The following is a 12,757-nucleotide window of genomic DNA, read 5'->3' on the forward strand; positions in this document are numbered from 1 at the left end:
GGCCACCCGGCCGGGGAACAACCCCGAGACGGGGTGCGAGTCGCGTGACCACTAAAGATCACTCACTCGCAACGGTTGTACGCGTAGCGGGTAGCCGTCGGCCACTGCCCGTAGTTCGTCGAGCGATCCGGCGAACCAGAACGGGACGGTGGGCAGCCCGAGTTGGTCGGCGGCCAGCCGCCGAAGGCCCTCGCGGTCCGCGGTGAGCCGCAGACTGCGCGCGGTGGGAAAGACCTGCGCGAAATCGGTTTCGGCCGCAAGAGTCAACGCATCGATGGTGACCATGTCGGTGGCTGTGACCACGTAATTCGGTTGTAGGCGGCCGATCACTGCGGCCATCTCGTTGGTGTCGGTGATGTCGAGGACCTGCGATTGGTCGGTGATTCCTTGCGTGAGACCATTGGCGTCCGGTTCCACTGCGATCACCTCGGCGCCGAGTCGCTGAAAGGCGGTCGCCAGCTCGGGGCTGAATTCTCCAGCCCCCAGCAGCATTACCCTGGTCCAGCGGGTGCGGCGTTCATTGCCGGGCTGGCTTTGATATCCGTCGCGTGCGTGGTGTGCCGGCGGCTGTCTGTGTGTGTCGATCCATTCGTCGTTCGTCACACGCTCAGCCACGGTCTCGCCCTTTTCGTCACGCATGCATACACACATCAAGATCGACCTGTTGCTGGTTCAGGATAGGGGCGTGGTGGCACTTGGGGCCGGCGACACACTCGGTAAGCCACGTTTGGGCGCTGGGGGGCGTCGTTACATGTCCGCGACGTAGAGCTTCGATGTCCAACCGTGAAGTTGTCATCGAGCATGACGCAATGCATATGGCGGGGGTGTCCGTGTCGGTGTGCGCTCCGAACTCACCAAATTATAAACTTGCGTTTATGGATGTGTGGGTGCTGACGACAGGTGTGGTGCAGTGGGGATGTTGACTGAGGGTGACAAGTGGAGGGCGCCTCGGCGCCGCAGGTTGAGCCCGCCGGTCGTGCTGGCCAGTGTGGGTTTGCTGACGGTGGTGGCATTAGTTGTCGCCGTTGTGATGTGGTTGGTTGGGGACCGTCCGGCGCCGCGGCCGGCGCCGCCGCCGACTGGGGCCAGGCCGCTGACGGTGGTGGAGTCGGCCGGCGTCACGGCGCTCATTGACCAGCAGAATGCTGGCGCGCACAGCCTGTCGGGCAAGATTTCGGTGAACGGTCGAACGTTGGGGATTCAGCTGGGCTACCTCGCCGATGGGAGCACCGGCAGTGGCACGCTGACTGCCGGGGGTTTGCGTGGCGATGTCCTGATCGACGCCGCAGTGGTGTATCTACGTGGCGGCCAACCGTTTTGGGCGGCCTTGGGGGTTGCCGGCGCGCCGCCGCCGGGATGGGTGGTCCTGCCGCCGGACTTCCTTGGTGGCAAAGTGTTCGTCAGCCCGGCGGCGTGGACGGCGGCGCTGCTGCCCACGCCGGCCGCGCGGCTTGATGGGCAGACCTACTACAGCGGGCGCGGTGACGCGTCGGCCACCATCGGGGACAAGGGCATCACCCATTTCGCCGTCGCGGGTGTTACTGCCGATGTTCGGGCGGTACCCGCGGCCGAAGTAACCACTGCTGCAGGACAATTGGGCAATGGGCGCGGCCCGGGGATCCCGTTGGGACGCGACCCTGCCGGAACCTGGGTCCTGCCCCCGCCCCCGCCGGCGGCGACGACGTCGACGCCCACAACGACTGCAACGCCGACCTCGACAACCCCTACGCCCTGACGCTGGCCCTGGCCTCGATGTCGGAGCCTGTTGTCATGATGGCCCCGCAAGGGGGAGCGACATCGACTGTCGGGGGGAATAATGTCGTTGATTGACGTAGTCGAGGCCAGTGCCGAGGACCGTGAACTCATTGAACGCGCCGAGGCGGCTGTGGTGTTCGCACGCCGAATGCTCGAGCCCGGGACTGCCGTGATTCTTGACGTCGAGACGGTTTCGCTGGGCGGGCCGATTTGTGAGATCGCTATGGTCGATGCGGCATCGGGAGTGACACTGGTGGATACGCTGGTCAATCCCGGGGTACCGATCGAAGCGGGCGCCTACGCGGTCCACGGCATCAGCGACGCCGAGGTCAATGCGCCGGCGGTGCCGTCCTGGCCAAGTGTGTGGGAACGGTTGCTGCCGCTGGTTGCCGGGCGAATGATCCTGGCATACAACGCTGACTACGACCGCGAGGCCGTTACGGCGGACTGTCGCCGCTATGGGCTCGCCGATTCGTGGCTCACGGATCAGCGAAGCTGGGCCGATGTGATGGTTCCGCGGTCCGACCACCTATATATGAACCGGTTCCTGCGCAACGACGGCGGGCACCGTGCACTCGGCGATGTTCATCAGACCCGCCGGCATCTGCTGGCGATGACGGTGCCCACGCCCTGGCCGCCCGACGGGCGTTGAGCCCCTTGGTGTTTCGAGCCGAGCCTTGCGCGCCGCGGTTATTTGTAGCTGACGGCGCCGAAGTGCACCGGGCTGACAAAGCCGTCGACAAGCCACTGCTTGTTATTGCTCAGCGTCAGGCGCAAAGTGGCGTCGATGGTGTTGAACGTGGTGGTGCTGGCGGAGGCCTTCGCGGTGACCAGGGCGCTGACGCTGTCGCCGGGCTTGGCTTGTGACGGGTCGATGCTGTCCTTGCCGAGCTGGATCGACTTGACCTCCACGGAGGTGTAGGGCGACGCCGCGATCGGGGTGTCAGTGAAATTGGTGGTGACGAAACGGCCCAAAACCCCGGCGTTGTTGGCGGTGTAGTAGGCCGTCATGAAGTTCGCCACCGTGGTTCCCAGCGGTCCTTTGAGGTCGACGCCGATCGTGTAGTACGGCTTGACTTCGAAGTTGCGTGCGGTGTCGTTGACCGGCCTCGGCCACTGCAGGGCTTTGAAGCTGCCGCCCGACTCCACCACGGTGACCTTGTAGTAGCTGCGCGTCGACGCGCCCGCCTCGGGTAGAACGATGGTGGCGCCGAACACCCACTCCCACTCGGTTTGATCACCTGCCGGGGTGACTTTGACGTCGCTCGGGTTGATGTAGAGCACCGTGAACGGGTTCGGGTTGAGCTCAGGTTGCCCGGGCAGTGCCGTCATCGACGCAAGCTTCTCGGCGTCCTTGGCGTCGCCGGCTGCCCACACGAGGAAAAAGTTCTGGGCAAAGAACTGCGACTTCGTGAAGTGGTTGATTTCGCGCTGAACATCAATGCGCTGCTGCACCCTATGCAACAGCGCAACTTGACCGACGCCGATCACCACGGTCATCAGTAGCGCCAGCCACGCGGCTGCGATCGTTGCGATAAACCCCCACTTGATCGCCGGCTCCGTCAACTGGATCCGAGGCTTGCGGATCGCCATGTGTTTTCCTCCCGAGTGACGACCAACTGGCCGCTATCATAAAGTCAAGTTGATGCATTAAGACGGAAAGGCGCGACACGTGGCACACCCCGGCGGGCCCGCGGCCCACCAGCCGCAGCTGTCTGCAGCGCAGCGCGCGCGCCTAAATGCTCAGGTCGATGAGGTTCTGACGAATGCCGCGCTGTCCGATGATGAAGCTGCCGATCTGATCGATTCCGTGGTCGACGCTGTGGTTCCCCAACGCGCGCGGGCGGCCTCATCGAGCGTCGACACAAGCGATGAAGAAGAGTCACCTGGCCCGGCATGGGCCGCCGATCAGTCACCGTCGGCGCCGAAGGCGGAGTCGGCGCTAAGCGGTGGCGGCGGCACCATGCCGCTGCCTGTCGCGCCGCGCAAGCCGTCGAGCGAGGACGACGATGACGAACGGTACCCGCTGTGGCGTCCACCCACCCGGCCGACAGTGGACGTGCCGGCCGACGTCGCCGACATCGCCCCGGTCGCCGCACCCGCTGCCCCTGACGAGACCCCGACACCGCCACCTGCAGCGGATCCGCAATCAGCGCCGCCTCGGCCGGGGCCAAGCGCCAGCCCGCCCAGCCGACTCTCGGCCGTCACGCGCCGCTGGTCGGCCCTGCCGTCATGGGCCAAGGTCGCAGTGGCCGTCGCCGCGGTCCTGGTGCTGGTGGTGGGACAGCAGATCAGCAGTCACAGCGCGCATCGCCGCGAAGCTGACCGCGCCATTGACGGTCCGGCGCCCAGCGCAGTGACACCTCCCCTGCAGGCGGGAACGCCGACCGAGCAGCCGCTGCAGCCCGGCTGCCCGCCCAACGCCGGCGCACAATGCCGGCCAGTGGATTCGTCATGCGGAGCCGGTAGTTCAGATCCGTCGCTGGCGTTTGGGACCGACCCAAGTCAAGCCTGGATTTGCGCGCGATCCCACAACATCGACATGCAGCAGATCATCATCCAATTCCCCAAGCCGGTCGTGGTGACGTCGATCTTCGTGATTCCGGGGTTCGCGCACACCGAGAAGAACGGCCAGGACCATTGGGTTGAGCATCGGCTGGTCACCGCAATTTTGTGGCGGATCGGCGGCGAGCAGATCGAGCAGGCCATCTCACCCACCCCGCAGGGCTCCACACAGAAAGTGCCGGGAATCGCGACCCAAATCATCACCGGCACAATCCAATCCAGTCAGCGGCCGCCCGCGACCGGCAAGGGGCCAGGCCATCTACCTGGCATCCTGGGAGCACCGGACAATTCGAAAGTCGATGAGACGATCGCGATCAGCAAGATCACGATCAACGGCTACTCGGCGGGGCAGACGTGAGCAGCATGGGGCCGGCTCCAAGGGTGGTGGGGCATCGTCGCGTCGACACAGAAAGGCACAACCGGGGGGAGGAACGGCGTCGGTGGACCCTGATTTGGTCAGCTATTTCATCAACGGGCTGCGTTATTTGAGCCAGGACAACCTGGCCGCTGCCCGCGATAACTTCCTGTACTGCACCGAGCTCGACAGCACTCAATGCGACTTGTATCGAGCACTGGCGATGCTGGAAGGCCACATGGGCGATGGTCCGGCGTCTGCCGACCTCGTCGAAAAGATCTATCGGTCATTGCCGACCTGGGGTCGAGTACTGGCCGCGGTCGGTGATGAGACAGCAACGGTCTACCCTGCCGACTACTTACCGGTGTCGGTGGACCTGCGGTATTTGGGCTTGAAGGTTGAAAGCTACACTCCGACAGGCATTCACATCGGCCAGGCGTGCGCGCTGGCCGACCAGCGCCGATTCGACGAAGCGTTGCAGGTGATCAACGCAGCGCCGGTAATGACCCCGATGGTGCAGCTGGCCACGGTGTTGATCTACTTCAAGGCAGCCCGTTGGCAGGACGTGATTGATCTTGGCCAAAACCTCCTCAACCCGGTCCGCCACGACGGACATGACAGATCACTGGGCACGACCGACACCTATCTCCAAGCGGTTGCCTACCTGCTGACCGGTATCAGTTACGCGCATTTGGGGAACTTCGTGACCGCCGTTGATCGGCTGCGCACCGCCGACACGAAGCAGGTCGCAGACGACGGCCGGGAATTCCACTACATCGGCGTGGGTGCTGAGGTCTGCTACTACCTGGGCCTGATCGAGCGCGCCAAAGGCGAGGACGACAACGCCCGCGTGTACTGGAATAACGGGCTGGCATATGACCGCACACCCAAACTGGTGGCGGCCCTGGCCGATCCGACGGTCACGTTGCGGCAGACCACTGCGAAGCTGATCGACCAGCGCGGCTCGTACTGGGACATCAACACCGAACCCGACCTCAACGAGGTCCGCAAGGCCGAACTCGTCGAGAACCAGAACGCGCTGCTCGAGGAGGCCGACGCCGAGCTGATGGCTCAGATCGGTATGGAGGAAGTCAAAGGGCAGGTGCGCCGCCTCAAGGCAGCCGTCGCGTTCGAACAAGAGCTCGCCCGCCGCGGACGCGACCTCGACCGCAAGGCACTCCACCTGATCTTCGCCGGCCCGCCAGGGACGGGTAAGACGACGATCGCGCGGGTGATCGCGAAAGTGTTTGCAGGACTGGGCGTCTGCCCGTCCGACACTGTGGTGGAGGCCTCCCGAGCTGACTTGGTCGGCAGCCACGAGGGAGAGTCGTTACGGATGACCCGGGAGGTCCTTGCGCGCGCCGACGGCGGGGTGCTGTTCATCGACGAGGCCTACGAGATCGTCCAGGCCCGCAATGACGGTCAGGTGGATCCCTTTGGCACTGAGGCGATGACGGAACTGATGCGTCAGATGGAAAACAAGCGCGACACCCTGATCGTGATTATGGCCGGCTACGAGGCAGATATGAATCGGCTCCTGGCCACCAACGAGGGCCTCAACTCGAGGTTTCCCCGCCGGATCACGTTTCACTCCTACACGCCCGAGGAGATCGGCGACATCGCAGTCAGGCTGGCAGAAGCCCGCCACAACATTCTTCCCGCCGACGCCCGCCAGATGTTCGTCGATGCCGCTCATCGGTTGCAGGGCAACAATCATGCGGGCAAAAAGATGCTCGACGTGGCCGGCAACGGGCGATTTGTGCGCAACGTCGTGGAATTGGCGGAGGAGTTCCGCAGTGAACGGTTGCAGGAGACCAATCTGCGGGCGCTGTCCGACGACGAGCTTTTAGCGCTGACCCCGGCCGATATCGGGCCGGCCATGGACAAAGAGTTGATCAAACACTTCGGCGCCTCCGCGCCGAAGATCGCAGCGCCGCCGGCGGCCGACCAAACGCGGTGGCTCAACGGGGGGGATGTTAACTAGATGGCTCGGTTTAGTACCACCAAGGCGCAGCTGTCAGGTTATCGGCTCATGGTGCGCCAGATCGACCAGGCATTTAGCAGCCGCACATCATTGCTTCAGAATTCGCCGCTGTCGACCCAGACACTGATGATCATCGTCGGGTTGTTCGTGGCCTTCCTGATTCCCGCGTGCGGGTTCTTCATGTCCTATTTCTCGCCGCGCGCCGACCAGAACGGTGCGAACATCATCATCACGAAATCAGGTGGCCTCTATGTCATGTTCGACGGCGCCCTGCACCCGGCCACCAATTTGGCATCAGCGCGGTTGATCGTCGGCAAACCAGACAACCCGAAGGTGGTCAAAGACAGCGCGTTGGCCGGCCAGCCCCGCGGCCAGTTGATGGGCGTGCCGTCCGGGCCCAACAATCTCACCCAACGCAGCGACGACACCGCCAAGTGGACCGTATGCGACAAGCACACCGACGAGACCGATCTGTCGTTGACCAAGGCCGACAGCCTGACGACGACTCTGTTCGCCGGGACCGACTCGATGACCTCAACCGTGGCGCCGTTGAGCGTCAACGACGCGGTGGTGGTCAAACTGGCTTCCGATCCACACCAGCTGTGGGTGGTCTACAACGGTTCGCGCGTCGGGGTCGGCGCCCAGGATATGGCCACACGCGCGGCGTTGGGGCTGACCCCACGGATGGTTGATGCCGCGATCCCCATCTCGGAGGGACTATTCAACGCGATTCCCGCCGCGCCGGCGCTCAAGACGCCCTACATCGCCAACCGAGGACAGGTCAACCCGGCTTTGCCGCAGGTAACCAACGGCGATGTGATCATCACCGGCTCCGTCGACGGCACTCGCCGCTACCAGGTGGCACTCGAAGACGGGGTCCAGCAGATCAGCCAATTCATCGCACAGCTGCTGATCAACACCGGCAGTAAGGAAGTCACCACACTGGATGCAACGACCGTGTCGGCGGCGCCGCTGGCCAGCGACATCGACGTACGGCTGTACCCGGATCATGCGCCGAACTTTCGTGAGCCCCATGTGCTGTGCTGGTCATGGGAGCGCGGCGCCAAGGACCTTCGGGCGTCGACGACGATCCTGACGGCCGAGTCGCTGCCGATTGCACCCGAGCGCGCCAATCAGGTTGTGGACCTGCTCAAGCCGACAGGAACAGTGGTGAGCGCGTCGGCGTCGCTGACAACCCCGGGCAAGGGCTGGTTCGTGCGGGTGACCGGTGCATCGCCGACGTCACATGCCAACGAGCAGCTTATGTGGATCGACGACACCGGGGTTCGGTATTTCATCGGCCCGGGCAGCCAAGGCAAATACGACTCCACCATCAAAGCGCTCGGCATTGGTACACGTGACCCGCTGCCGATCCCCTGGCAGATCGCCAAACTGTATGCGCCAGGCTCCACGCTGTCGCGCGAAGCCGCGCTGACCTACCACACGCTGCTACCGGACGACCTGCATCAAAAAGCAATCCCGGAAAACCCGCCGCAGGCCGTAGGTGCTGATCAAGCTCCGGTCGCCGTGGGCAGATAACACGCACGCGATACCGAGATCGGCGCCACGCCGCCACGCCGCTCGGGCACGAAACATACTGCAACACAGGGGGAAATGAGACAGATGGCAACGATCACCTTCACGCCGGCGCCGCGGAAGATCCCACAGATGAGCGCCGAAAGCGTCGACGTGCCGCCGCCGGATCCGCTGCCCGAACAGGCTCGGGGTCCGATGCTGATGCGGATCGTGCCGTTCCTCATCGGCGGCATGATGCTCGCGTTCATCGTGATGATCGTCATGTCCGGTACGCGGATCATGTCGCCGGTCATGCTGATGGCACCGATGGGCATGATGATGGCCGCACTGGCATACCTCGGAGTAGGTGGCCCCGGGGGAGGCCCGCTCACCAACCTCGACGAGAACCGCAAAAATTATTGGCTCAAGCTGCGGGAACAGCGCAAGCTCGCTCACAGCCTCGGGCAGATCATCCACGACCTGCACGCCGGCACATATCCGCATCCGTTGACCCTGTCGGCGCGCTGCGGCCGCCCGGGAATGTGGTCGATCCGCCCAAGCGATTCCAAACTGCCACCGGGCGCCAAGCAGGAAGACAGCCCGGCAGCGTTGCGGCCCTGGCTGACTGCCCGCGTCGGAGTCGGGCTGACCGAGGTCTTGCCCAAGATTGAAGAGCCGGAAACCGAAATCCCTGAAAAGCTCGAGCCAGTCACGACAGGAGCATTTCGACGGTTCTTGCGCACGCAGAAATTCGTCACCAACTGCCCACTGGGAATCAGTTTCGCCGAGCAGCCCGCATACAGCTTCCGCGGCGACCCCGACGCCGTGTTGGCGTTAGGCAGGGCGATGATCTGCTCGCTGGCCTTCAACCATTCGCCGAACGATCTGGCCATCGGCGTGATCTGCGACCCGGCAGTGCGCAGCCGCTGGGATTGGGTGAAATGGCTTCCCAGCGCGCAGGATCCGCGCCGCGACGACCGCGCCGGCTCGGCGCGCTACGCATGGCCGTCGCTGGCGGCGTTCGTCGCCGACACCGACCTCGGTCCAGGCAACAGCGAAGGGCCGCACCTGGTGGTGTTCATCGACACCCCGGGCAACGACGTGTCGTTGCCGCCCGGGTGGACCCGTGCGGCCACCACGCTGGTGGTGCTCAACGCGCCCAGCGAGACCCTGACCACCAAGCAGGGCAGATTCCACGTCTCCGATCGCCGCGAATTCTCAACCCCTCGGCAGCTGCGCATCGCGCACGCCGACGCCTTGACGATCACCCAGGCCCGCACGATCGCGCAAAAGATGAGCCGACACCGCCCGCCGCACTGGGCCGTCTCGGACACAACGGTCAAGACCGAAGTGGCTAAGCAGTCCTATTTCGATGTTCACGGCATCACCGATCTCGATACCTGGGATCCGCGCCCGCTGTGGGCGGCCAACAGTGTCGATTCGCATTTCGAGATCCCCGTCGGGTTCGTTCATGACGGCCAGCAGCTCACTTCGGAGATCTTCTCCATGGATTTCGCCGAGGCGTCTCTGAGGGGCACCGGCCCTCATGGCGCGATTCAGGGTAAGACCGGATCCGGCAAGAGTTTTCTGCTGATGGGATTGGTGGGGTCGCTGTGTGTGAGGTTTGGGCCCGACAAGGTCAACCTCATCTTGATGGACTTCAAGGGCGGCGCGACCTTCCGCGGGTACGGGAAGTTGCCGCATGTCATTGCCAACATCAGCAACCTCGAGAATGCCGCTGATTTGGTGGGCCGCACCGCGGTAGTCCTGCTTGGGTTGATCAAAAAGCGCGAGGTCCTGATGTATGAGTGCGGCGCGAAGGACATCGTCGAATACCGGCAAATGCGCGCCAAGAACCCCGACAAGTATCCGCCGCTGCCTGAAGTGTTCGTCATCATGGACGAATTCAAGGAGTACATGACGAATCATCGGGAGGACTTGGAGACCTACATCAAAATCGGTACGGTCGGGCGCGCCTGGGGAATTCACGTATGGCCGTGCTCCCAGGACATCGACCAAGCGTTGCTGCGCGGCTTGGAGTCGCACCTGACATTCGGTATTTCGCTGCGCGCCAGCGACGCCGCCCACTCCCGGTTTGTCATCGGCGTGGACGAGGCCATGAACCTCCCCATGGGACAGGGGATGGCGATCGCCTACCGAGAGAACCGCCCCGACGGCGATGAACGCGAGCGGGTGCGGTTTCAGGGATTCAACGTCGAGCAGCGCTACATCGCCCCGCGCCGCCACACCCGCAAGCGAGCTGAAGCGGTCACGTCCGCCGCTGTGTCAGGGCGCCGGCTGGCCCAGTTCAGTTTGGAGAACTCGTTTAGCGTCGACGGTGAAGCCGTTGAGAGTGCGGCCAAGGATCTCGGTGCCGCAGTCGACCTGGACTCACTGCCGAAGATGAAGGACGCGCTGGTCAATCGGATCGCGCAGTTCGACGACGTTAAAGCGCTGCAGTTGTGGCAGCCCACGCTGCGGGCCCCGATCAGTTACGCCGACGTCACCATCGAGCCGAGCCGATCCTCAAGGCTGGCAATACAAATCGGAATCACCGACGCGCCGTTCGAACACACGCGGCTGCCGTACTTCATCTACCCCCAGGACGCCGGCGCTCACGTGCGGATCCTCGGTCAGGCCGGATCCGGGCGCTCCACCGCGGTGCAAGCCATCGTCGCCGGTGCGTTGCAGGCGTACCCGCCGCAGTTCTGCTCGTTCTATCTCGTCGACTACACCGGTGCGAAGCTCTCGGAGATCGCCGAATTGCCCAACGTGGGCGGGTACGCCCGCAGGACAGACGAGGACCAAATCAACCGATTCATCGGTGAGTTCTTCCGTCTGCTGGTGATCCGGGAACGGGAATTCGGCCGGCGTGGCGTGACCAACCTCGACGAGTACTTCAACGACCGGGCCACCACACCGGCCGAGGGCGACCCCTACGGTCACCTGTTCCTGGTGATCGACGGGTTCACGCGTTACCTCAACGACAACGAACACGCCAAGGAATCGCTGTTGGAGTTGCTAGAAAACGGCCCCCGCTACGGGCTGCACCTGATCGTCACCGCGTTGGCCAACCAACACATTCCACCGAAGATGCACAGTTATTTCGGGACGTCGGTCCACTTGGCTGTGCAGGATCCCAACGAGTCGTTCGTGACCGCCACAGCCAAGACCTTGGTGAGAGATCTGCCCTCCGACGAGCCGGGCCGCTGCGTAGACATAGACCGGCTGCTCGAGGCCCGCATCCTGGTGCCCCAATTCGAACCGATCGAGCCGACCAAGTACGAGCGCGGCATGCCGGTGTACGACTATCGAGCCAACTACGCGTCGGGCATAGCACGGTTCGTGGAGGAAATGCAGGCCCGCTGGCCCCAGCCTGACAAGCGGGCCATCCCGATCCAGCCCGCCCCCCCTCACATCGAATACCAGGTCATCTGGGATCTCTATAACGAGTACGCGCGTAAGCTCGCAGAGCTCAACCCGCCCGAACCTGGCCGGCGCGCGGCGATGGACAAACACTTGCCAATCGCGATCAGCGTTGAAGACCTCAGGGTGGTCACCGTGCCTGATCACACCTCACCGCATCTGCTGGCCGTTGGCGACCCGCTCATGGGTAAGACAACGTTGTTGCGGGCGTTGATCAATTCAGTTGTGCACCAGTTCAATCCGGATGAGGCGCAGTTCGTCATCATCGAGTCCAAATACGATCTGCTGGCCGAGCAGGAACAGCTGGCCGCCAACGGCTACTTGATGGACTACGCCGACCAGAACACGTTGGCCGCGGCGCTAGAGAAAGTTACAGCTGTGATCGAGCCGCGTAAACCCGCCAAGGAGCAGGGATTGTCGACGACGGCGATCAAGAACCGCAGCTGGTACAGCGGGCCCGAAGTGTTCGTCCTCATCGACGGTGTGGAGGCCTTCACCGGAACAGGTTTCGGGATGGGCGGTGCGCCGCTGGATCCCCTCGTGGAGCTGATGACTCGCAACGACCTCGGGTTGCACGTCTACGCCACAGGACCAGCGCAAGGATTCCCGTCCACCCGCCAGTCCAACAAGCTGTACCAGGCGCTGGCCCAGCGCAACAGCCCAACACTGCTGTTCTCCGGTCCAGTCAGCGAAGGCACAATCTGGCCCAGCTCTGGAATCAAATTCGCCCGGCGCCGGCCCGGGCAAGCGATGCTCTACGACCCCCTCTACCCGACAACCCCGGAGATCATCCAGGTCGGCATGGCGCGCCCCTGGGGCTAAGCCCGCAGACCACAGCCGACGCTGCCGGCCAAGCCGCGCGCGTGCGTGCCGCGACGAAGGCCCCTGGGCCCCGTCTCGCCGCGGCCCAAACACGGTGAGACGCCGTCGTCAGTTGTGAACCGCTTTATCACTGTTATTTGCCAATGGATTTCGGGGTCGGTGGGGGTGTCGGCGTTTAGCGACGCTCGAACCGGCGACCATAATTGTCAAGATGTGGATTGTCGAACTCGGACAGATCGGCCGCGCCGGTCAGCCCAAGGGAGCGTCCCGGGGAGTGGTGTAAGTGATGGCGGCGTGTCGGTCCCTGACGTAAGAGGGCCATCGCGTGAGTCTCT

Annotated in this window: 8 protein-coding genes; 6 read left to right on the plus strand and 2 right to left on the minus strand. The window is 63.7% G+C overall.

All coding sequences use genetic code 11. The features are described 5' to 3' along the window. Positions 1-51: 51 nt before the first annotated feature. Entirely contained in the window at positions 52-639 is a 588-nt protein-coding gene (locus AWC14_RS02390) for a hypothetical protein (RefSeq protein ID WP_084031096.1), read from the minus strand. Positions 640-961: 322 nt separating this feature from the next. Between AWC14_RS02390 and AWC14_RS02395 the strand changes: the two genes are divergently transcribed. Both AWC14_RS02395 and AWC14_RS02400 read left to right on the plus strand, forming a co-directional pair. Then, positions 962-1,735 carry a hypothetical protein gene (locus AWC14_RS02395; RefSeq protein ID WP_224164054.1) on the plus strand — a complete coding sequence of 258 codons (774 nt, stop codon included), beginning with the start codon at positions 962-964 and terminating at the stop codon, positions 1,733-1,735. Between the two features lie 81 nt (positions 1,736-1,816). After that, positions 1,817-2,407, plus strand: a complete 591-nt coding sequence (locus tag AWC14_RS02400) for a 3'-5' exonuclease (RefSeq protein WP_083071609.1) — start codon at positions 1,817-1,819, stop codon at positions 2,405-2,407. Positions 2,408-2,445: 38 nt separating this feature from the next. Here the strand turns inward: AWC14_RS02400 and AWC14_RS02405 are convergent, their stop codons facing one another. Continuing rightward, on the minus strand, positions 2,446-3,348 hold the full coding sequence (locus AWC14_RS02405; RefSeq protein WP_083071608.1) for a conjugal transfer protein: 903 nt from the start codon (positions 3,346-3,348) through the stop codon (positions 2,446-2,448). A gap of 79 nt (positions 3,349-3,427) precedes the next feature. On the opposite strand from AWC14_RS02405, the gene AWC14_RS02410 reads away from it, so the two are divergent. The 4 genes from AWC14_RS02410 to AWC14_RS02425 all read left to right on the plus strand — a co-directional run bounded on the left by AWC14_RS02410 (position 3,428) and on the right by AWC14_RS02425 (position 12,422). After that, a complete protein-coding gene (locus tag AWC14_RS02410; protein WP_085240937.1) occupies positions 3,428-4,678 on the plus strand; it encodes a hypothetical protein in 1,251 nt (416 codons plus the stop codon). Between the two features lie 82 nt (positions 4,679-4,760). Next, a complete protein-coding gene (locus AWC14_RS02415; protein ID WP_158089861.1) occupies positions 4,761-6,659 on the plus strand; it encodes an AAA family ATPase in 1,899 nt (632 codons plus the stop codon). Continuing rightward, positions 6,660-8,198 carry a type VII secretion protein EccB gene (gene eccB, locus AWC14_RS02420; protein WP_084031097.1) on the plus strand — a complete coding sequence of 513 codons (1,539 nt, stop codon included), beginning with the start codon at positions 6,660-6,662 and terminating at the stop codon, positions 8,196-8,198. 84 nt (positions 8,199-8,282) lie between these two features. Further along, positions 8,283-12,422, plus strand: coding sequence for an FtsK/SpoIIIE domain-containing protein (locus tag AWC14_RS02425; protein WP_084031098.1), 4,140 nt, complete (start codon positions 8,283-8,285; stop codon positions 12,420-12,422). Positions 12,423-12,757: the final 335 nt, after the last annotated feature.

The organism is Mycobacterium kyorinense, assembly GCF_002101735.1.
Taxonomy (GTDB): Bacteria; Actinomycetota; Actinomycetes; order Mycobacteriales; family Mycobacteriaceae; genus Mycobacterium; species Mycobacterium kyorinense.

Coding starts and splice junctions, on each gene's coding strand:
- AWC14_RS02405 (WP_083071608.1), bottom strand. CDS start 3,348: ATGGCGATCCGCAAGCCTCGGATCCAGTTGACGGAGCCGGCGATCAAG.
- AWC14_RS02425 (WP_084031098.1), top strand. CDS start 8,283: ATGGCAACGATCACCTTCACGCCGGCGCCGCGGAAGATCCCACAGATG.
- AWC14_RS02400 (WP_083071609.1), top strand. CDS start 1,817: ATGTCGTTGATTGACGTAGTCGAGGCCAGTGCCGAGGACCGTGAACTC.
- eccB (WP_084031097.1), top strand. CDS start 6,660: ATGGCTCGGTTTAGTACCACCAAGGCGCAGCTGTCAGGTTATCGGCTC.
- AWC14_RS02390 (WP_084031096.1), bottom strand. CDS start 639: ATGCGTGACGAAAAGGGCGAGACCGTGGCTGAGCGTGTGACGAACGAC.